19 protein-coding genes and 2 pseudogenes are annotated in these 20,183 nt (G+C 60.1%); 6 read left to right on the top strand and 15 right to left on the bottom strand.

All coding sequences use genetic code 11. The annotated features are described in order from the left end of the window. Nucleotides 1-64 precede the first annotated feature (64 nt). Nucleotides 65-445 (bottom strand): annotated as a pseudogene (locus OKW44_RS04085) (alpha/beta fold hydrolase); the annotation flags it as partial. 528 nt (nucleotides 446-973) lie between these two features. On the opposite strand from OKW44_RS04085, the gene OKW44_RS04080 reads away from it, so the two are divergent. Then, the gene (locus OKW44_RS04080; RefSeq protein WP_018425338.1) at nucleotides 974-2,761 is read left to right on the top strand and encodes a serine hydrolase; all 1,788 of its coding nucleotides are present in this window, start codon (nucleotides 974-976) and stop codon (nucleotides 2,759-2,761) included. Between the two features lie 105 nt (nucleotides 2,762-2,866). After that, a complete protein-coding gene (locus OKW44_RS04075) occupies nucleotides 2,867-3,439 on the top strand; it encodes a GNAT family N-acetyltransferase (RefSeq protein ID WP_018425339.1) in 573 nt (190 codons plus the stop codon). 69 nt (nucleotides 3,440-3,508) lie between these two features. Here OKW44_RS04075 and OKW44_RS04070 read toward each other — a convergent pair whose 3' ends face one another. Beyond that, nucleotides 3,509-4,432 (bottom strand): LysR family transcriptional regulator, encoded by a 924-nt coding sequence (locus tag OKW44_RS04070; protein ID WP_018425340.1) that lies wholly within the window; start codon nucleotides 4,430-4,432, stop codon nucleotides 3,509-3,511. Between the two features lie 115 nt (nucleotides 4,433-4,547). Here OKW44_RS04070 and OKW44_RS04065 point away from each other — a divergent pair, with 115 nt between their 5' ends. Then, nucleotides 4,548-5,426, top strand: a complete 879-nt coding sequence (locus tag OKW44_RS04065) for an NmrA family NAD(P)-binding protein (RefSeq protein ID WP_018425341.1) — start codon at nucleotides 4,548-4,550, stop codon at nucleotides 5,424-5,426. Nucleotides 5,427-5,635: 209 nt separating this feature from the next. Here the strand turns inward: OKW44_RS04065 and OKW44_RS04060 are convergent, their stop codons facing one another. Both OKW44_RS04060 and OKW44_RS04055 read right to left on the bottom strand, forming a co-directional pair. Beyond that, on the bottom strand, nucleotides 5,636-6,439 hold the full coding sequence (locus tag OKW44_RS04060) for a hypothetical protein (protein WP_018425342.1): 804 nt from the start codon (nucleotides 6,437-6,439) through the stop codon (nucleotides 5,636-5,638). A gap of 400 nt (nucleotides 6,440-6,839) precedes the next feature. Further along, nucleotides 6,840-7,853 (bottom strand): LysR family transcriptional regulator, encoded by a 1,014-nt coding sequence (locus tag OKW44_RS04055; RefSeq protein ID WP_018425343.1) that lies wholly within the window; start codon nucleotides 7,851-7,853, stop codon nucleotides 6,840-6,842. Nucleotides 7,854-7,961: 108 nt separating this feature from the next. Between OKW44_RS04055 and OKW44_RS04050 the strand changes: the two genes are divergently transcribed. The 3 genes from OKW44_RS04050 (at nucleotide 7,962) to OKW44_RS04040 (ending at nucleotide 9,829) form a co-directional block, all read left to right on the top strand. Continuing rightward, a complete protein-coding gene (locus OKW44_RS04050; protein WP_018425344.1) occupies nucleotides 7,962-8,696 on the top strand; it encodes an SDR family NAD(P)-dependent oxidoreductase in 735 nt (244 codons plus the stop codon). Nucleotides 8,697-8,766: 70 nt separating this feature from the next. Beyond that, the gene (locus OKW44_RS04045; protein ID WP_018425345.1) at nucleotides 8,767-9,369 is read left to right on the top strand and encodes an NADPH-dependent F420 reductase; all 603 of its coding nucleotides are present in this window, start codon (nucleotides 8,767-8,769) and stop codon (nucleotides 9,367-9,369) included. 43 nt (nucleotides 9,370-9,412) lie between these two features. Then, on the top strand, nucleotides 9,413-9,829 hold the full coding sequence (locus OKW44_RS04040; RefSeq protein ID WP_018425346.1) for a nuclear transport factor 2 family protein: 417 nt from the start codon (nucleotides 9,413-9,415) through the stop codon (nucleotides 9,827-9,829). A 323-nt stretch (nucleotides 9,830-10,152) separates the two neighbouring features. On the opposite strand, the pseudogene OKW44_RS04035 reads toward OKW44_RS04040, so the two are convergent. From OKW44_RS04035 to OKW44_RS03985, 11 genes and pseudogenes are all read right to left on the bottom strand, one after another. Continuing rightward, nucleotides 10,153-10,269: pseudogene (locus OKW44_RS04035) on the bottom strand (tyrosine-type recombinase/integrase); the annotation flags it as partial. A 176-nt stretch (nucleotides 10,270-10,445) separates the two neighbouring features. Continuing rightward, on the bottom strand, nucleotides 10,446-10,913 hold the full coding sequence (locus OKW44_RS04030) for a MarR family winged helix-turn-helix transcriptional regulator (protein WP_018425347.1): 468 nt from the start codon (nucleotides 10,911-10,913) through the stop codon (nucleotides 10,446-10,448). Between the two features lie 16 nt (nucleotides 10,914-10,929). After that, a complete protein-coding gene (locus OKW44_RS04025; RefSeq protein WP_018425348.1) occupies nucleotides 10,930-11,913 on the bottom strand; it encodes a type II secretion system F family protein in 984 nt (327 codons plus the stop codon). Nucleotides 11,914-11,955: 42 nt separating this feature from the next. Then, complete coding sequence (locus OKW44_RS04020) at nucleotides 11,956-12,933, bottom strand: type II secretion system F family protein (RefSeq protein WP_018425349.1); 978 nt, start codon at nucleotides 12,931-12,933, stop codon at nucleotides 11,956-11,958. Between the two features lie 75 nt (nucleotides 12,934-13,008). Continuing rightward, entirely contained in the window at nucleotides 13,009-14,364 is a 1,356-nt protein-coding gene (locus OKW44_RS04015) for a TadA family conjugal transfer-associated ATPase (protein WP_429410811.1), read from the bottom strand. A gap of 29 nt (nucleotides 14,365-14,393) precedes the next feature. Further along, nucleotides 14,394-15,572, bottom strand: a complete 1,179-nt coding sequence (locus OKW44_RS04010; protein WP_018425351.1) for a CpaE/TadZ family protein — start codon at nucleotides 15,570-15,572, stop codon at nucleotides 14,394-14,396. 27 nt (nucleotides 15,573-15,599) lie between these two features. Further along, nucleotides 15,600-16,064 carry a TadE/TadG family type IV pilus assembly protein gene (locus OKW44_RS04005; protein WP_018425352.1) on the bottom strand — a complete coding sequence of 155 codons (465 nt, stop codon included), beginning with the start codon at nucleotides 16,062-16,064 and terminating at the stop codon, nucleotides 15,600-15,602. After that, the gene (locus tag OKW44_RS04000) at nucleotides 16,061-16,543 is read right to left on the bottom strand and encodes a TadE/TadG family type IV pilus assembly protein (protein ID WP_018425353.1); all 483 of its coding nucleotides are present in this window, start codon (nucleotides 16,541-16,543) and stop codon (nucleotides 16,061-16,063) included. Before OKW44_RS04000 ends, OKW44_RS04005 begins: the two co-directional genes overlap by 4 nt. A gap of 11 nt (nucleotides 16,544-16,554) precedes the next feature. After that, nucleotides 16,555-17,838 carry a pilus assembly protein TadG-related protein gene (locus tag OKW44_RS03995; protein WP_018425354.1) on the bottom strand — a complete coding sequence of 428 codons (1,284 nt, stop codon included), beginning with the start codon at nucleotides 17,836-17,838 and terminating at the stop codon, nucleotides 16,555-16,557. A gap of 9 nt (nucleotides 17,839-17,847) precedes the next feature. Continuing rightward, nucleotides 17,848-18,150 (bottom strand): hypothetical protein, encoded by a 303-nt coding sequence (locus OKW44_RS03990; protein ID WP_018425355.1) that lies wholly within the window; start codon nucleotides 18,148-18,150, stop codon nucleotides 17,848-17,850. 22 nt (nucleotides 18,151-18,172) lie between these two features. Next, nucleotides 18,173-20,125: a type II and III secretion system protein family protein gene (locus OKW44_RS03985; RefSeq protein WP_018425356.1), complete on the bottom strand. Its 1,953-nt coding sequence runs from the start codon at nucleotides 20,123-20,125 to the stop codon at nucleotides 18,173-18,175. Between the last annotated feature and the right edge of the window lie 58 nt (nucleotides 20,126-20,183).

Below are 20,183 nucleotides of genomic sequence, written 5' to 3'. Positions count from 1 at the left end.
CTTGATCTATCCACTCGTCGAAGCCCGCGAATCCGGCTGACCGGATTGGATCGTCGCGATGCTCGCCTGCGCACTCGGCTGGTGTCGCGAAGCGGGAACCATACGCGCGCAGCCACGTATCGTTGATCAAACCGTGGTCTTCGAAACCGTTGAGCTTCAATGTACTCAGAATATTGAAACCGAGTTCGCCCAGCACGGCATCGAGACGTCCTTCAGCCTCGGCGTTCAAGATCCACTGAAACCACGGGGATACCTTGGCGTTTGCTCGCCATCGGTCAACCAGCGTTGCCTGGCCGAACGGCGTGGGTCCGTTGACGCTGATGATGCGCCGCACGCGATCCGGATGGCGAGACGCGAGACCCATACCAACCGGCCCGCCGAAATCATGCATGACGAGCGTTATCTCCCGCAGGTCTAGTGCTAACACGAAGCGTTCGAGATTGTCGCCGCTGGTTACTACACCGGCAGTTGGCTCATCTTGAACGGAACATCGCTCGAAACATGGTCGACATTCGGCGGCGCTGGGGCAATCGGATTCGCAGCGTCCGCACTGAAACTTCCGGGATTTCCGCGCCGAGTGTCGCTAGAGTAGACACGCGGCAGTGATACGGTCACCTCCGCAGAGAGCGTTCATTTGAGTGACAAGCCTGAGTACTCTTCATGGCTGGGCGGCCCCTCATGCAGTGCGCATACGCCGTTTGAACCTCGCAAGGCTGCGACCGGTTGAATCCGCCACTCTGAACGGCCTTTCGAATTGCATATAGCGGCCTTTCAATATTCACCGAGGCCAATTTCACGCGCGGCCTTGACCGCGAAGCGGGCAATCACCCTGAATCGTCATTGAGGCGACTTTGTGCGCCATTCCGTTGCTGCTTTATTTTTCTCGCTAGAATCACCGGCTGCCACTCCGTCACACTGCTCCCGATACATTCGGCTTTTCTAACAATCCACTTTTGATTAGAAGGAAGACTCTATGTCAAGCGATTCGAGCAAACTGGATTTGGGCGATTTCGAGAGGTATATGGAAACTCTCGTGCGTGACTGGCACGTTCCGGGAGTCGGTGTGAGTATTGTCAGGAATGACGAGGTCGTGATGACGCAGGGGTACGGCCATCGTGACGTTGCGAAGGCGCGGCCATTTACTTCCTCGACACTGTTTCCAATCGCGTCGAATACGAAACTTTTTACCGCTGTCGCCGCAGGTCTGCTGGTTGAACGTGGCCTGCTGAGTTTCGATGAACCGATTCGCAATGCAGTACCCAGTCTGCGGTTTTATGATCAGTCACTTGATGCGGCAGTCACATTACGCGACATGCTCGGGCACAAAACCGGTGTGCCGCGTTATGACATGATCTGGTACGAATCGGACTACTCGACGAAGGATCTCTTTGATCGCCTCCGGTTCATGAAGCCGATTGCTCCGATGCGCTCGCGGCTCATCTACAACAACATGATGTACGAAGCGGTCGGCCATATCATCGATCTGATGAGCGGTAAGCCATGGGAACAATTCATCAGCGACGAGATTCTGGTGCCCCTTGGTATGCACCGAACCTTGTTCACGTATGGCGACGCAAAAGCCGACGACCAGGGAGACTACGCGTTACCTTTCTCTGAACGACGCGACAGTAATGAATTTTGGCAAACACCTGCGCCGAAAGATGACAAGTCCAGTCCGGCGGGCAGCATCGTCTCCAGCCTGGAGGACATCGCGCGCTGGTCGATCATGCTGATGAACGACGGACGGATCGACGGCAAGCAAGTCATACCCGAGAGCGTTCTAAAAGCGACGCTCGCGCTCGGCTTGCCGTGGCCAACCGAAATGAGTGACGTGTTCGGCTTCAAAACCGATCTTAACGGCATCTACGGCATGGGACGCATGACGGCCGCGTTTCGGGGTCATCTGTTGACGAGTCATGGCGGCACGCTGCGTGCGTTTCATTCGCAGGTGTCATATTTGCCGGAAGAGAAGATCGGTGTTTCCGTATTCGTGATAGGCGACCATTGCGCCCCGCTAAGCAACGCAATCGGCTTCGATATCTATAGTCGCGCACTTGGCCTCAAAGAGACCGACTGGACAGCGCGCCTGCTCGACTTTCGCAAGAAGGCAAAGGCGACAATGCGCGAGGCCCGAGAACGGGCCGTGCCACGTGCGGTTCCGAACACACAGCCGTCGCACGACTTAGCGGATTACGCCGGCTCGTACGAGCACCCGGCGTATGGAACGCTGGATATCACAACTGACGGCACGCAACTCCAGTTCGAATTCCGTCAGGTCAAGCTGCCCCTTAACCATTTCCACTACGATCGCTTTGACACGGCTGATGACGAGACAAATGGCGCATGGTCGGTTTCGTTCCTTACAAGCATGCTCGGCGATATAGATCGTGCGGCGATACGGCTTGATCAGGCGGAAGCCGTGTTCGCTCGTCTGCCAACGCTACCCGATGCGGACGTCCTCGCAAGACTTGTCGGCACGTACGAAACGCCTCTTGGCAGGAAGATCGGTGTCAAGCTGAGTCGAGACAACGATATCGCATTGTTCCATCCTGGCGAACCGGCCGATGTCCTGAAACCATTCAAAGGCCTGCAATTTCGCAGCAGCGATTTCCCGGACATCACGTTTGAATTCGTTCTCGAAGAGGACGGTCGTGCGAAAGCGCTTCGCCACTGGAATGCACATGTCGAGTTGGAGTGGCCGCGCATCGACGACTCCATCCCTGCTGACGCGCTCGAAAGCGACGGGCTGCTCAAGAGTTAGCCTCGCGTTCCCGGCAGACGGCTGTGGGTACAGCTAACTGCCCAGACACGTCGCCTGCTCACTTGCTTTTATGGAACCATCCTTTCCCGATGCACCGCCTTCGTCATGACAACCTTTGAACCGGTCACATTGACTACCACGCGTCTCATTCTGCGGCCGCTGCGTCATGAGGACGCGCAAGGGCTGTTTGCGATCTGGTCAGATCCTGAGGCAATGCGCTATTTTCCGTTTCGAGCGATGACATCGCTAGACCAGGCAACGGATCGCGTCTCACGCAAATTGAAGACGTCAGCCGACGGCCAGGATTTCATCTGCGTAGTTGAATTGCGGGCGACCCGTGAAGTGCTCGGCGACTGCGCTCTCTTTAATGCGAACGAGCAATGCCGACGCGCGGAGATAGGCTTTAGTCTGAAACGCAAGCATTGGGGAAACGGATTTATGCGAGAGGCGGCTTCTGCGCTAATCGAGCATGGTTTCGGCACGCTGAATTTACACCGGATTGAAGCGGATATCGACCCACGGAATTCAGCCTCGGCGCGTCTTCTCGAGCGGCTCGGGTTTATCCGTGAAGGGTTGTTGCGTGATCGTTGGATAGTTGGCGACGAGGTGTCAGATAGCGAGTTGTATGGCCTGCTTGAACGTGATCGTCTGGCCTATATAGACACTAACTGCCGTTAGAGACACTCAATGTCGCCGAAAGCAGCCGCTCGACGGCTCGACCACGTCGCCGCGCTACCACAGAGAAAGCTAGCGGCGCGGAGAATCATTGGAGCTGCTAGCGCCACCCCATTTGCGCTCCCGACCCGGCAACTCCTGCAGCATAGTCATGAACGCTCGCACCTTCGCGCTCAGAAGCCGGCGCGAATTGTAAAGGGCCCAGATTTCCACGGGCGAGCCCGCCTTTCCCCAACAGGCGAGTCTTCCTGTCGACACATCATGCTCAACCAGCAATCTGGGCAAGAGCGCCGCGCCTACGCCCTCGAGCACCGCGTCACGCACCATCAGCAACGATGACAGCCGCAACACGGGCATCGGCCTGATCGCTATCGCACCACCGTCTTCCGTTCGCATGTGCCATAACGCGCCTGATGGTGCCGCGGCCGACATAACGGCCGGCACCTCCAGCCCGGTTGAATCGGGTGCCGTTGTGGAAGGTATCGACATGCCCGGCGCCGCGACCACGAGGCGCTCGTCACCGAGGATGCGCCGTCCCACGAGCTGCTCGCCATGCGCCGGGTCGATACGGATAACGAGGTCGTAGCCGTCCTCCACCGGATCCACGATGCGGTCTTCTGCAATGACCTCAAGTTCGACCTGCGGATAGGCGAGCGCAAAGCGCGCAGCGATCCGGCACAGCACGACATGCGCGAAAACGACAGGCGCGCTGATGCGCAGCCGCCCGCGCGCCACCGGGGCGCGTGAGGCGAGCGCTTCACCCGCCTCCTGAATCTCAGCCATGAGCCCCCGCGTGCGTTCATGGAGTGCAACGCCCTCTTCTGTCAGACGCAGCCTGCGTGAGCCTCGCTCGATCAGCCTGACGCCGAGGCTTTCCTCGAGCTCGGCCACGCGCCGCGAGAGGGTGGCCTTGGGGCGGTCGAGCGCCCGGCTGGCGGGCCCAAAGCCACCGTGCAGTGCAACTGCATTGAAATCGCCGAGCGACGTCAAATCCATGATCGTTCCGTTTACGAGACGAAGTGTATGAATTCTGGCACTTTCGACTATTGAGCGAAACGACTATTGTTTGTCTCACGGGCTGACCCAGCCCATCCACTTCAAGGAGATACCCATGGCAGTCCTCGTTACAGGCAGCACGGGCGTGATCGGTAAGCAGGTTATCGAGCATCTGGGCGGCAGCGGTGCCGAGGTACGCGCGCTGACCCGCACAGCGGAGAAAGCGCGATTTTCTGATGGCGTCACCGCAGTGAAGGGCGACCTGTCCGACGTCGACGCGGTGCGGCAGGCGATGATCGGCGTCAGCACGTTGTTCCTGCTTGCGCCCAACGTCGCGGACGAGCTGACTCAGGCGGTGCAGACCCTGAGCGTCGCACGGGAAGCGGATGTGAAAGGCGTGGTTTATCTGTCGGTGTTCAAGGGCGCCGAATACGTCGACGTGCCCCACTTCACCGGCAAACATACGGTCGAGCGCATGATCGAACACCTCGACCTGCCGGCGACAGTGCTGCGCCCCGCGTATTTCATCCAGAACGACGTCCGGCAGAAAGACCCGCTGCTTTCGCACGGCGTCTACGGCATGCCAATTGGCGCGAAAGGCATTTCCATGGTCGACGTCCGTGATATCGGCGAGGCTGCCGCGCGCGAACTGCTGCGCCGCGAGCGTGGCTCAAACCCGCTGCCGCGCGAGACGTACGAACTCGTCGGTCCTGACGTGATCAATGCGCAGACCGTGGTTTCGATCTGGGCCGAGGCGCTGGGACGTCCCGTCCGCTACGGTGGCGACGATCTCGACGTCCTTGAGCAGCGCCTCAAGTCGGTTGCTCCTGCCTGGCTCGCATACGACATGCGGCTCATGATGGGCCGGTATCAGCAGGACGGCGCGGTCGCGTCCAGCGCGGACGTCGAGCGTCTGGCGACGCTGCTGGGACGGCAACCGAGATCCTATCGGGACTTTGCTGTCGCCATGGCTGCGGCGTGGGCTAAGGACTGACCTGCCAGGATACGCGATCGCGACTTTCAGAGGCTGGCACGCGCGACGGGGGGCTTGACGGGGCCGACCCCTGCCCGCGGGTGTATTCCGCTGCTTATGAAGGCCGCGCGGATATCGACCCAGCGTGACACTCGTGGCTTCAGGGAGCGGACGTCCGTAAATCGTCTCCAGAAGCACGAACGATTCAACGCGTTTCCCGCCGACTTCAGTCAGGGCCTCGCATCCTCTGGCTTGGGGCTCCTGGCATCAGCAAAGCGGCTTTGTACCGCGACGAGTTGGTCATCAGTGGTCGCCACCAGCCACAACCGTGCGTGCTCCGCGATTTGGCGGTTGTGATCCTTCAACGGGCCCATTGCCGCGGCGGACTTCCATACCACGGGGCCAATTCGGCTGCTCCTGCCCGACGGCGCACCCACCAGCAGGCAGTATGGCCCAAGAGGAAGCGAAACAAACGGAAGGGCCGGACTAGCGCGCACGCGCCAGTCGATGAACGGCGCCTCGCTAATGAGCAGGGGCGTGGGCAAGCCGTAAAGCACACTGAAATCGTACAGCGCCAATTGCTCGCGCATGCCCCCGTAGATACGTCGGATATCGTCGACAACCGCAGCGCGGATTTCATCCTCGAACATGGGTTCTTGCGCATAGCGTGCGGCGGCCTGCTGGGCGCTCAACTGATATGCGCTGAACAGGCCGAGTTCCATGCAGTCCTGCACTGCGCGCTGGACCTCCACGATAGTGCCGGCCTCCTCGGGCCTGCCTAACTGCGCTGCCCTCAAAAACCGGGCGAGCCCCGCCTCCTGGATCGCAGGACCTTCCACAGGCGCATCGTCGTCAGCATCCTTGTCGAGCGGCACGTAAATGTATTCTTCGGCCGCGAAGCGCGACTTCTTGCCTTCGTCAAACTTGATTTCGCCATCGGTGCAGTCCAGATATCGGGTACCGATTCGGCCATGTTCCCAAATCCAATTCTTCAGGAGCGGACGTAGCGGATGCAGTCTGTCTTGATTAGCCATCGAAGCCTCCAGGTGCCCCAGTATAGATCCACATGACCGCTTGCTACGTTGTGGAGGGACATGGCATCAAATCTAACCAGTGGATCGGCCTTTTCAAATCGGGCTTTGGGTCTCGCTGGCCAGGCACAGACTGGCCAGATCGGCCGCCCTCGAAATACTTGACGGGGACGGACTCAGGGCTTGTGGCAGTCGCTCAGGCGACCTCGCGGAGCCGTTCGCGACCGTCTCAAATTGGCCGATTGTTGACTTACAACCTCACGGCACGATCGCGTCAGAGCCGAGGACGCCCATCAAGGTCTTCGCGTTGCGCTGCCCCTGATCCTCGATATTGTTGTTCTCTACACCGACGAGCGTTACGCGCGACGTTGAGGACCGTGGGCCCGCAAAGCAGATTGCTTATCTACTTTGAGGACACCCGTCGAGGAGCGGCTGCCCGTACCGACTGTTGCTCACGCGTGACGGGCCTTCGGGCTGTTGCGCCTTTGCGTGAGACGGAGCGCTGTCTGGCATCCTTGGGCAAGCGCTGCGGATTGCCAAGGATCTCGACCAGCCGTGCCTCGCATTCGGAAAACGAGTACCCGCGCCGCTGCGAGACCATGAAGGTGAGGGGGCGCATGTGCCATGCGCGCCGTTGGAGTTCGACAAGTGTTCCATTCGCAAGGTCCTCCGCAACCAGATGATGCGGCATGTGCCCCCAGCACAAGCTTCCCCTGAGCAGATCGTGCTTCGCGCCGAGATCATTCACCAGCCACTGGCGTTCACTAGCGACGCCCTGTTGCGTCTTTTCCGCATCAGGCTGATTGTCGGTTACGACGAGCTGGATGTGCCGGCCGAATTCCTCTCGCGGGATCGGCCCCGCGATTGCGGCCAGCGGATGCGATGGCGCACACACCGTCACCATTTGCGCGTCACATAGATGCTGTCTTTCAATGGTACCTGGACTCAGTTCCGGCACGTCCGTGATCGTCACCGCCAATGCGCACGTGCCCTCGAGAACCAAACGCTCGCCGCCCTGCATGGTTGTCATGCGCAGATTGATTGCAACCGTTGGAAAGTCCGCCTGCAGGGCGCGCAGGCATTCGATCAGGTGCGTACGCGGAAAATAGGTGTCTACGGCAATGGACACCTGCGGGACCCCGGCCTCAGAAATCGCAACCGCGCGCATCTTCATTTCCTCGGTGCGTGAGATTACCCCACGAGCATCGGGCAGGAGGCTGCGGCCCGCGGCTGTAAGCGTCGCTTTGCGAGTGTTGCGCTCAAACAGCATCACATCAAAGGCACTCTCGAGCGCGTTGATCGCGTGACTGATCGCCGACTGTGCACGCCTCAGCTCCCGTGCGGCTCCGGAAAAGCTCCCGTAATCACAAACGGCGACGAAGGCCCGAAGTTGATTGATGGTGACGTTGTCGAGCACAGTTATATCCAAATAGTAGATGGTACTTATACATATTCAGTCAATTGTCTTCATGAATCAAGAGCGCCAGAATTATGTTTTCGCTCTTGTCTCAAAGGATTGCATGACATGAACAGACTGAATGGAAAGACCGCCGTGATCACCGGTGGCGCTACCGGCATCGGCCTCGCCGCAGCAAAGCGCTTCATCGAGGAAGGCGCCTTCGTTTTCATCTTCGGCCGCCGGCAGGAAGCGCTCGACGCCGCCTTGGCCAGCCTCGGGCCCAATGCCCGCGCGGTAAAGGGCTCAGTCTCCGATCTTGCCGACCTCAACCGACTCTACGCGGCGGTGAAGTCCGAGCGCGGAACTCTCGACATTGTCTTTGCCAATGCCGGGGCGGGAAGCCCGCTTCCGCTCGGCAAGATCACCGCCGAGCACATTGACGAAATTTTCGACACCAACGTGAAGGGTACGATTTTCACGGTCCAGGAGGCGCTGCCGCTGATGGGCCAGGGCGGTTCAATCATCCTGACTGGGTCGAGCGCCGGCACCACCGGCGCCCGGGGATTCACCGCCTACAGCGCGAGCAAGGCGGCCGTGCGCAACCTCGCGCGGACTTGGGCGGAGGACCTCAAGGGCACTGGCATCCGCGTCAACGTGCTGTCGCCCGGGGCGACGGCGACCGAACTCGCGAAGGAGGCGCTGGGCGAAGAAGGCCAGAAGGCGTACGGCGCGATGACCCCGCTCCAGCGCATGGCTGATCCCGCAGAGATTGGAGCGGTGGCCGCCTTCCTGGCCTCGCAGGACAGCAGCTTCATGACCGCCAGCGAAGTCGCCGTCGACGGCGGCCTTGCGCAACTCTGACGTGCAACCCCACGGCGCCCCGCACGATTTTTCGGAGCGCCCCAGGGTTCAACAAACAGAAGGAAAATCTATGAGCTACGCAATCATCGGCTTCGGCAAGATCGGTCACGCGCTTGCCAAGGCGTTTGCCCGCAAAGGCATTGAAGTGTCCGTTGCAACCACGCGCGACCCGATAAGCTTTGCGTCCGACGCGGCCGCGATCGGACCCACGATCATTCCCAAAAAACTGGCGGAAGCGGTCAAGGCGGACATCATTTTTTTGGCTGTCCGTTTCGAGGCGCACCCGGATGTCGCCAAGGCGCTCCACACCTGGCACGGGAAGACCATCGTCGATGTGACCAATGCCTACGGCGTACCCCCTGACGAACTGGGAGGTCAGCCTTCTTCCAGGTTCATCGCGCAGGCCTTCAATGGTGCACGACTGGTCAAAGGCTTCAACCATTTGATCGCTGCGACGCTTGACCAGGATCCGGCCGTGCATGGTGGCAAGAGAGTCGTGTTCCTGGCGAGCGACGATGAAGACGCTGCGACGGAGATTGGTGTGCTCGCGGAAAATCTCGGCTTCGCGCCGATCAAACTTGGCGGGCTCTCGGAAGGTGGAAAGCTTGTGCAGGCGCGCGGAAATAGCTGGGGTCAACTGATCTTTAAGGACCTTGTCAAGTTCGACGGATGACCACAACGCACGCGATCGGATCCGAAGGAAATGGAGAATTCCCATGAGTACCGAGACGAACGTTCAGACTGTGAAGGATTTCTTCGCCGCCGTCGGCCGCGGCGACAGGGACAATCTGCGGGCGCTGGTCGCCGAAGACATAGAGTGGATCATCCCTGGCGAGGGCTGGCCGTTGGCCGGGACCCATATCGGGCACGCGGGATTGGAGGATTTGCTTCGGAAAGCTTCCAAAGAAATGGAGATTACGTCCCCAGAGCCTCCCGAATTCCTGGCGCAGGGAGACCGGGTCATGGTCGTAGGTTTCGCAAAGGGCAAGGTCAAGGCGACGAACAGCACGTTCGAGGATCATTTCGTTTTCGCGATCACCCTACGGAATGGCAGGCTGACGAGCATCCGGGAGTATGTCGACACGCAAGCGCTGGCGCGAGCCTCGGAGATGGACGCGAGCCCCAGGCCCTGACCCGTCAAGACCTAACGACGGCCCAGTTCCCTTGCTGACTGGACAGGGCTGCCGTCTCCCGCGGTACGTTCCCCTACTCGCTCTGCTGAGCCGAAGCCGGGACGGTCACGAGGATGCCGGCGGTGGCCAGCGACATCGCGAGAGGGAGAAAGAAACGAAGTGGACGCACGCGAATCTCCTTGCAGCTGTTAAGGGGAGGAGAAAAATGTCCATGCGTCCGATAGTAGACCGCGCCTGTCTGGCGGCGGTAACGATATTATTTCGCCCTAAGGCTAAGCTGAACAAGCCACCAAATCGGCGACGTGTCAGCGACTTGAAGGTTGCTTGGTACGCCGCATCGAATGCGTGCCATACGCTGTCGGATCAAGCCCTGCGGCCTCCGCCCATCGACGTATCATCCGCGCGTATTGCCGGGTTGAAAGATGCCGGGACGCGCCCAGGATCGGCAAGCCAGTGAAGAATCGCCACATAGCTGAAAATACCCGGCATCACAGCTGCGCATGCCCGTGCTGTCACTTCGAACAGCACATCCACGGCCCTTGGTGAAGCCGGGGGGCAAGCCCAACACGCCATCCGGCGATGAAACGTCGCGACACGACCACCAATCGGCGCGGTGTCACGCTAACCGGTTGGTTGAGTCCGCCATATGGTTGTCAATTATTCTTAGCATCGCAGATAAATAATTTTTTACGCTTTCCAGTTCTTCACTACCGAGTGTGTCATCAAACTCTGCCAGACTACGGTTGACCGCCTCGAAACAGGCATTAACCGTTGCACGACTGCCTGGAATGAAACGCAGCAGGATGCGCCGCCCATCGGTCGGATCGGGCTCACGGGCTATTAGCCCTGCTTTTTCGAGGTTCTTCAGGGATGTCGTGATACTACCTGGCGATAACCCCATCAGCTTCGACAGCCGGCCTGGCGTGACGGGTTGCACCTCGTCGAAATAGGCGACTTCGAGGCATTCCATGTCCGTAACGCTCAGTCCCAGACGCTCAGCCACGAACTGGTTGAAAGCCGCCAGCTTGACGCCCAGCATGAATCGCAGCTTGACGATCTCCGCGCATCGTTCCGCATGTGTCATGATTTCTCTCCAACCATCACTGCAATGGCACCGCGCCACCTGCCTGGCCAGCCATCGTCGGCAGCAGCACGCGAAGGATCTGAATAAAAGCCGGACCCAGCAATATCAGCATCAGCGTCGGAAATATGCAGAATATCAGCGGAAACAGCAATTTGACCGCGATCTTCCCAGCCGCCTCCTCCGCCTTTAGCCGTCGCTTGAGCCGCAGATTGTCCGAATGCACGCGCAACGAATCGCCCATGCTGGTGCCGAAGCGCTCGGCCTGAATCAGCATGGAGACCAGCACGTCGATTTCCTCGACGCCCGTGCGCTTTGCCAGGTTCTTGAGCGCCGTTTCCTTGCTCAAGCCCGCTCTCAGTTCGAGCAACAGAAGCTGGAGTTCCGCACTCAGCGTCCGGCTCTTGATGTCCATTTCATCGGCCACTTTCATCAACGCCGCATCCAGCCCGAGGCCCGCTTCCACGCAGACCGTGAGCAGATCCAGCGCGTCGGGAAAGTCCTCGAAGATGGTCTGCTGGCGCTGGTGCACCCGGCGCGCGAGCGCCATATTGGGCAGGTAGTAGCCGATTCCCGCAAGCACGAGCAGCAACAGTAGAAGCAGATGGTTTTTTTCGTTCGAGAGGTACGGACCGACCACTACAAGGCAGACAAGCGGCAGCCCGATCACGAGGACTGTCTTGGCAGCAAAGTAGAACCCGGGAGCGGTCGCGTCGCGCCAGCCGGCGTGCATGAATTTCGTGCGCAGTGCCGAGTTCTCCCAACCTTCTTTGGGGATCGAAAGTTTCGCAATCGGCTTCGAAGCTTCCGCAATCTTCCTTACCCATAGAGCCTCCTCGCCGTCCGCTGCTTCTGGCGAATTCTGCTCGTTTCCGGAGAGCTTGCTGAGGCGGCGGTGGATCGAGTTTGGCATTAGCAGTGCCATCACGCCGAATGAGAAAAGGGCGACGATTGCGAATACGGCGGCCAGCAATAGGAGTTGTTCTGTTTTCATGGCGGGCATGGGATGGACCCATCCTCAAAGAATGGAAATGGCACACTTTCGTTAAACATGGATACGGATGACTTTGCGCATCCAGATCACGCCGAACACCATCATGACGAGCGACACGCCAACCAGCTTGATGCCGGCCGGGTCGGTCCACAGAATCCGAAGGAAGCCCGGATTAATAATCGAGATTACGAACGCCACCACAAACGGCAAGGCACCCAGAACCCACGCCGACAGTCGCCCTTCGGCCGACAGCACCCTGACCTTGCCGAGCAGCGCCAGCCGTGCCCGGATGATCTGGCTGATGTTGCCGAGTATTTCAGCCAGGTTGCCACCGCTCTCACGCTGGATCAGCACTGCGATCACGAAATAGCGCAGGTCGCTGATCGGTATGCGGTTGGCAAGGCCGCCCAGTGCGTCATTCAGCGAGACGCCAAAATTGATCTGGCCGAACGTCGTGCGAAACTCGCCGCCGATCGGCTCGGGCATTTCATCGCCCACCATGCCGAGCGCCGCCGAGAACGAATGTCCGGCCCGGAGCGACCGGCCGATCATGTCGGCAGCCTCCGGCAGCTGTTGCTCGATCTGCTTCATCCGCTTCGCCTTCGCGCGGTTGACCCTGAATGGCGCGATCATGCCGGCGATCAGGATTGCGGCAAGAAGCGGCAGCAGCGGCACATAGATCGCGCTGCCTGCGATCCAGACCACGAGTGGCGGCAACACGGTGTAGGTAAGGAGCCTCCCCATCGACCAGTCCAGCCCGGACTGAACCAGCCAGCGGTCCACCGTCTGGATGCGCGGCACCCACAGCAGCAGCCTGGTCAACAGTGGCGATGTGCTCAGTTCGCGCTGCTTGAGAATCGACACCGCCTTGTCATTGCCGTGCCCGCCGGCGGACATCATCCGGATGCGGTTTTCCAGACGCTTCGCCTCGCTGCTGTGCCCGCTCTGCCACCAAAGATAGCCGGCTTCGATCAACAGGATGATCGTGAAGAAAACCAGAATGACGAATCCATAGAATAGATAGTTCATTTCCAGATACCTCGCAGGCGCATAGCCGTGGCCGCCGCCCGTTGTTGTTTCCCCGCTGCGTTCGTCATGCGGGGCTCATACCGGGTAATGCCTCGACGGGTCGTACAGCGTATCGGGCACGGCCACGCCAAAAGCCTGGAGTCGGTCGGAAAATTTCGGCCGCACGCCCGTCGCGCAGAAATGCCCGCACACCTTCCCGCTCTTGTCGACCCCCGCGCGCTTGAACGTGAAGATCTCCTGCAGGTTGATGATGTCACCCTCCATCCCAGTAATTTCCTGGATGCTGGTGATCTTCCGGCGCCCATCCGTCAGACGGGCTGCCTGGACAATGACACCGATCGCGGAGCTGATCTGATGGCGTGCGGACTTCGGCGGCAGATTCAGCCCGGCCATGCCGATCATGTTTTCGAGCCGGGTCAGCGCGTCACGCGGCGTATTAGCGTGCACCGTGGCTAGCGATCCTTCGTGCCCGGTGTTCATTGCCTGCAGCATGTCCAGTGCCTCCGCGCCGCGCACTTCGCCGAGGATGATCCGGTCAGGCCGCATCCGCAGTGCATTGCGCACCAGCGAGCGCTGGGTGATCTCGCCTTTGCCTTCGATGTTGGGCGGACGCGTTTCGAGCCGCAGCACGTGCAGCTGACGCAATTGGAGTTCGGCCGCGTCTTCGATCGTGACGATCCGTTCATCGGACGGAATAAACCCCGACAGCACGTTGAGCAGCGTCGTCTTGCCGCTGCCGGTACCGCCTGAAATCAGCACGTTCACCTTCGCAGCGGACAGCGCTTCGAGCACCTGCATCATCGGCGGCGTGACGCTTTGATACTCGATCAGGTCTTTCACGCTCAGCGGATTGACCGCGAACCGGCGAATGGAAAGCAGCGGCCCATCGATTGCCGATGGCGGAATGATTGCGTTCATGCGCGAGCCGTCCGGCAGACGTGCATCGACCATCGGGTTCGACTCATCGATTCGGCGACCCACGCGCGAGACGATCTTTTCGATGATCTTCATCAGATGCGCATCGTCGTAGAACGTCACGTCGGTCATCTCCAGCTTGCCGCGCCGTTCGACATAAACATGCTTGTACGTGTTGACGAGAATGTCGGAGACGGTCGGATCCGCCAGCAGTGCTTCGAGCGGGCCGAAGCCGAGCATCTCGTCACGCACGTCGCGCACGAGCTGCCGCCGCTCGACCTCGTTGATTGGCACGTTGCCTTCTTCGACGATGCGCTCAACCAGCTGCGCGAGTTCATGCTGGATCTGTTCGGTCGAAAGGCGCTGAAGCTTTTCCAGTTCGACGCGATCGATGATGGCCTGATGGACGTTCTTCTTGAGTTCCTGATACGCGCGCGTGACCATTTGGTTGCGGTTGAGGCTCGCATCCTGGGCGGACGCACCACCCTGATCGGAGAATTGTTCGCGCAACGTCAACACGTTTTCCATTTTTTCTCTCCTTTATCTCACGCCCGGCCCAGTACCGGCCTGCCAAAGAACTTCTGCAAGATGCCGCCCCGTTCGGTCTCGGACTGTGGCGACAGGGAGCGCGCCAGTTCACAGAGGCCTTTAGCCACACCGCTCGATCTGGCGAGCCGCAGAATCGGCACGCCCTGATTGATCGACGCAGACACCGAAGCGCCGTCTTCCGGAATCACGCTGGCCACCCGCAGGCCCAATGCCTTTTCCAGTTCCGGCAACCCCACTGGTCCTTTCTTTTCATAGCGGTTGACCAGCACGCGCACCTTGTCGCTGCGGTAGCCGAGCGAGCGGAAGATATCGAGCAGACGCCGGCCGCCGCGCAGATACGGCAGACTCAGTTGCAGCACCGGGAAAATACAGTCGCTCTGGTCGAGCGCCGCGATGGACACATTGCTGATGCTGTGACCGATATCGAAGATGACGAGATCGTACCGGTGCCTCACCAGATTCAGGATGCGCTGCAAATGCTCGGGCTTGATTTCTTTCGCCTTGGCTGGATCGAGCGCGCCGGCCAGCACATCGAAACCGTCGCTGACATGGGTCAGACACGCATCGAGAAACGCGGGATCGAGCCGCTCGATCTGTGCGCTGACATCAGCGAGGGTGGCAGGTGGCGTGATTTCGGACACCAGGAATGCCGCTTCGCCGAATTGATGGTCGAGATCGATCAGCAGCGCGCGCTTACCCGCTGTCGACGCCGCAAACGCCAGATTTGCCGCAAGGAACGACGTGCCGCTTCCGCCCTTGCAGGAAATGAATGAAATTACCGTGCCTTCGCGTCGCGTGCCGTTCGACTTCATGGCGATGCGTTCGACGGCATGCCGCAAATCCTGAGGATCGGCCGGCCACGGCTGGACGTCCCTCACCCCCGCGCGCATGGCGCGAATGAGCAGGTCCGCGGACGGCGACGGCGTCAGCAACATGCAGGTCAGATCGGCATGCTTCGTCGCAATAGCCGACAGCGCGTCGAAGTCCTGTTGTGTCAGTTGCGAGCCGTCGGATATCAGCAGGTCGACGCCATCAAGCGCTTCCTTGTTCGTGCAGAGATCAGGCAATCCTGCTGTCGACGTCTTGACGCGATGGTGGGAATCGCCCGCCTCGACAATCCGCGCAATCACGCTGGCATGCGCTGGATCGGGTGAAATTATGAGAATGTCGATCATTTCATGCTTCCTGTCACGGACGGTGGCTTAACTACAGGTGGGATTGGTTCCGCCCACGCTGCTCAGGCTTTCTCTTGGCAACCTCGTCGAGAAGGGCGGCATGGTCAGGTTGAATGGCACGAAGGGCACTACCGTATTGACCGTGACATTGGTGATGGCAACCGTGACCGAAGTGCATGACGTGGCGTCGCAGCCCGCTGGCGCGTACGTCACTGTCACGTTGGAAGGCTGAAGAATCGGCAATAGCTTCTGCATATCCTTGATCACCGGATTGCTTGCCGACTGGCTGCTGTTGATATCGCACACCACGGCCACCCGCGCGCCGAGCCGTGTGGCCTCGGCTGCCGTGTTCCAGTAAAAGAGAACCCGGCCCATCTCCATGATGCCGATCAGCAACATGAAGAACATCGACGCGACGAGCGCAAATTCGACTGCGGCGACGCCGCGCTCGTGCCGCCGGCGATACTTACGCTGGATATCGATCGCTCTCATGACTGCCTCATCACACAGCTAATATCGCCGAAGATCAGTCCGGTCAGGTTGAAGAACCCGGTGATCTGCGAATACGGGTAACCGGTGACTTTCACCTGAACGAGGTTGATGGTGTCGCCGCTGGGATCGGTCTGGACATTCTTGAATTGCCCTGTGCATCCGGTGGTATTGACCTGGTCGCAGACCACAACCATGCTGGCCTGCAACCCGTTCACCAATGGGGAACCTGTGCAACCCGTATTGCCGTAGACGATCAGACATTGCGCAGCCGCCACCGGATAGTCAGCCTGCAATGGGCTATTGGCCGATAGCATCCGAGTTGCATCACGTACGGACTTGTCGATCGTGTTGTACTGGTAAAACGCATGCCCGAACTCGGCGATACCAAGCAGGAGCAGCACCATGGGAATCGCGACAAACGCGAATTCGACCGCGACTACGCCGCGCATGCGGTGAATACGAAGACTGCCCTTGCGCATGATCACTCCTCCTATTGCACCAGCACCGGCACCTTCGGCCCGATCGCGAGCGAGGTGCTACCGGGTATGCCCTGCGTGGCGCAGGGCGAACCTGCATCGGAGGCTGAACCTAGGTACTGGACGATCGTTGGATCGTTGGTCGCATTGGTCGTCATCGGGTGCAGCAGCAGCACGCACGCCCATGAGGCGATCGTCACCGGCGTGGAGGCGCCGCCTACCGAACTGCAGTTGCTGACGATCGGGATGACGGCGAGCCGTCGGTCAGCGCCCTGCACGTAGTTGCTGTTCGGCGGTGGACTGGCGTTTCCGTTAGTGGTGGATATACCCGCCGCAGTGTCGCCCTGATACGGTGCAAATTTCAGGCGATTGTTAAGAAAATCCGTAAAGCTGCTTTGCTGGGTATTGCCTGCCGAAAGCCATGCGTTCGTATAGGCATAGCCGGTGAAATCGGACGGCCCGTCGGCAGGGCTGTTGTACTGCCCGTGGGCATAGATCCCAAAACGGGTGTTATAGGCGGCAGGCACCGAGTTACTCAGCCCAGGCTTCGTGTTCACGGAAGTCGGCACTTGACAATATCCGTCACCCGCGAAAAGGCCAGCCAACCCGTTCGGTCCGCTACCGCTACCACTCAGATCGAGCCAGCCAAAATTGCCCTTGATTTTGTCGCAGGGTGCCGGGACAGTCGGTCCCGTCTTGCTGCACAACCAGTCGTAGAGGTTGATGGTGGCCGGGGCCGGCGGCTGGCAGACGTACATCGGCAACGCGCACGTCGTCTGCGCCTGCGTGGTCGACGCAACCGCAGTGGCGGCTACCGTGGATGTGCCCAGCGCCGGAGAAATGACTTGCATGAACCAGTTGCTGATATTGGGCTTGGTAACCGTGCAGCGAACATAGCGGATGTTCGGGATGTCGGCGCTGATGTAACTGCTCTTGGCCTGGTATGGACCACCGAATGTCTTGCTGAACGTAACATTGCTATTGACGGCCAGTGACACGTTCTGGCTTTGCAGCAGCACCTTGTTGGCCTCCCCGACTGTGATACCGGCTGCCTCTGCAATCGACAATTGCAAAGCCCCCGTGAGATCGCGCGCCGCTGCGAGCGCACAGGCGTCCGCAGCATTGGACAGCTCGCTTTTCGCGACGTACAGCTTGCCCAGATCGAGCGCAAGACCGGCGAAGGCGACCAGCACTGCAAGCGTCAGTGCAACGATGATCGCCACGACGCCGCGCTCGCGCCGATGCGCAGCACCGTATACACCCGACTGATTGACACGACGCATGACGATCTCCCGCATATGTGGTTCTTACTGGCCGCTGTTCCCGTTGCCTATGCCGATCACAAATGCATTCGGCGTCGATACAGGTTCCTTGAAGGATTTGTCATAGGTGGCCATCGCCGAGGCGGCGGACTTGCCATCCATGCCCTCTGGGGAGCGCTCGCGTTCTCCCGCATGCGGATCGATGATCTGCGCCTGGGTGACCGCTTTCAGCGCTTCGCCCATATGTGCATCCCAGATCGGCGTGCTGGACATGCATCCACCCAGCGCAGCACAGATCGACACCACGATGACTGCACGACGCGCGAAGACAATATGTTCGAGTTTCATGAGATTCCCCCTTGGGATGACTTCAGTGGTCCAGCGCGTGGCCTGAAGCATCAGTGTTCGCGACGTCCTGTTGTGCCTCGCGTGCAGCGATTTGACGGGCGGCACTCTCGATGCGGGCGATCTGTGGTGCCTGCTCGTCCGTCATCGGGTTCTGCGCTGAAGGTTGAGCCGATGGCCGCGCCTTCTCCGGCGGCGCTGCGGTGCCAGACGTGGCAGGCTGCGCGGGCGCACTCGACGTGGCCTGTGTGTCGTGCGGTGGCAGTGCATTCGCTGCGGGTGCAGCGGGCGCCTGAGGTGCGGGTGCGGGCACAGGTGTCGGCGTTGGCGCGTTACCCGGCTCGGTACCCACCGGTGCCACAGAAGTCCTGCCATGGCGGCCTTCCATGTTGCCCGTCGCATAGACGTCGGCGACGTTCGGTTGCGAGAAGCTGTCCGTCGGCAGCGGATAGTTCGTGGTCTGCATCGGCTTCACGAGGTGCGGCGTGATGACGAACACGAGTTCCGTCAGGTCCTGCTGGAACGAGGTGCTACGAAGCAACGCGCCGAGAACGGGCACTTCGCCCAGACCGGGAACGGCTTTCAGCGCGCCCGTCACGTTGCTGCTCAACAGTCCGCCGATCGCAAACGACTCGCCATCGTGCATCTGGACAACCGTCGACGCGCGACGCGTGTTGATGAGCGGCAGGATGGAAACACCGTTCACGTTGGTGGACGAGACCGTCACACCCGTGGGCGACAGTTCGGACACTTCCGGCGCCACCTTCAGGCTGATGCGCCCTCCCGACAGCACGGTCGGCGTGAACTTGAGCCCCACGCCGAACTCTTCCTCCTGCAGCGTGATGCTCGACACGCCGTTGCCGCTGCTCTGGGGAATGGGAATGAAGATCTTGCCGCCCGAGAGGAACGTGGCCTCCTGCCCGCTGATCGTCACGAGGTTCGGTTCCGCGAGAATTTTGACCAGATTGTCAGTCTTCTGCGCATCGACTGCGAGATTGAACGGACGGTTGTTGGCCTTGCTGATAGCGAGCGCGCTGCTCACGCCGGCGAGCAGGTTGCTCACCAGCGCACCCGTCCACGATCCGAAGCCGCCCTGGATGTTGACGGCTGCACCGAGCTGATTGATCAGCGTCTTTGAGACCTCTGCCACCTTGACCTCGAGCATCACCTGCTGTGGCGAGTCGACGGACATCATGTTGATCACTGAAGCCGGCTTGCTGGTGCTCGAGCTCTGCTGGCTTATGCTCGGCATCCCGTTGCCCGAATTCGACGAGGCCGCTTGCTGTTGCTGCGTGGGTTGCGAGTCTGCGAAGGCCTGCGCGATCTGCATCGCCTGTTGCGCAGCGGGCGCACTCGACACTTGACCGCCCAGCACCAGGTTGCCGGCTGCCGTCGACACGCGGATGCCCCGCTCATCGGGCAACAGCTGTCCGAGTGCCTGCTGCAATCCATTGGCGTCGATATTGACGATGACGTTGATCATCTGGCAGGCGCCGCTCCGGCCCTGCACGATCATGTTGGTGGTGCCGACTGCCATGCCGACAACATAGAGCGTACGGGGAGACACCAGCGTGGCCTGTACGATTGCTGGATTGCCGAGCGTGCGGTTACGCGTCGGCTCGATGAGGGGCACCAGGATTGATTTGCCGACGGGCACGGTGACGGTCGATTCGTCACGGATCTCGCCCGTGCAGCTTGGGCCGCGCAGAGGGAAAGATCCGCTCATCGCGGCACCTGCAGCACCCGCAGCGCCAGCTGGCATTGTCCCCATCGCGACCATCATGGGCTTCGCATTGCGACCCGCTGGCAGGGGCGGGGTCGCACCGCGCTTCGCCAGCGCCGGATATTCGATCGCCTCCTGCGCCTCGGCGCTCTGCGTGCCGACCAGCCCAAAGCAAAGAATCGCGGCGAGCGCTTTGCTGCCCAGTGAGCAGCGGTGCTTCTTGCTGCCCCGCGAGAACCCCGGTTTCGTTTTCATTTGGTCATGCCCCCGTTACTCGATATCTACAGTCGAGACTTGCGTTCCAGCATTTTTG

The sequence above is a fragment of the Paraburkholderia lebeckiae genome (assembly GCF_050436325.1).
In the GTDB taxonomy this organism is placed as follows: Bacteria; Pseudomonadota; Gammaproteobacteria; order Burkholderiales; family Burkholderiaceae; genus Paraburkholderia; species Paraburkholderia tuberum.
This window is presented reverse-complemented; position numbering and strand designations above follow the sequence as displayed.